The sequence below is a fragment of the Virgibacillus carmonensis genome, from assembly GCF_057836705.1.
On sequence record NZ_JBYQFJ010000351.1, the window covers coordinates 1 to 546 of the forward strand.

1 protein-coding gene and 1 pseudogene are annotated in these 546 nt (G+C 40.7%); both read left to right on the forward strand.

What is annotated here, in order from left to right; all coding sequences use genetic code 11:
- A partial coding sequence (locus tag AC3G7N_RS22290; RefSeq protein ID WP_489424292.1) for a hypothetical protein occupies nt 1–308 on the forward strand: 308 nt, incomplete at its 5' end.
- Nucleotides 292–546, forward strand: a pseudogene (locus AC3G7N_RS22295) (hypothetical protein); the annotation flags it as partial. The gene AC3G7N_RS22290 and the pseudogene AC3G7N_RS22295, both read left to right, overlap by 17 nt.

The window sequence follows — 546 nt, forward strand, 5'->3', positions numbered from 1 at the left end:
GAAAGGTGGAGAACAGTTTGTTTTTATTTGAAGATAATGCGAATCTAGTTCAGGATCGGGAAGATTTAATTGCGATACTCAGGATGCGGTTTGGCCATATTCCTGCAGGATTAATTGAAGCAGTTTATGAAATGAATGATTTAGATACGTTAGAGCGCTTAATCCTAGTAGCTGCAAATGCTCCTAGCCTAACAGTTTTTCTAGAAGAATTAGAGGAAGGAATGGGAAATTTCCGGATTATGGGAGAACGTTTTAATCCGATTCAGAAATTCGCTGACGGGGGTGGTTTGAATGGGAAAAAAAGATAATAAGTTGTTTCAGACCTTGAAACATTTAAAATATGGTGAGCGAATTAATAAAGGCTGGACAGAGGAAAGTCCGCGTCCAAGGGATTCAGAGGATATTTACCGGAAACGATGGCAGCATGACAAAATTGTCCGCTCCACACATGGTGTTAACTGTACGTGATCATGCAGCTGGAAGGTTTATGTGAAAGACGGAATAATTACTTCCGAGACGCAGCAAACGGATTATCCTTCAACCGGT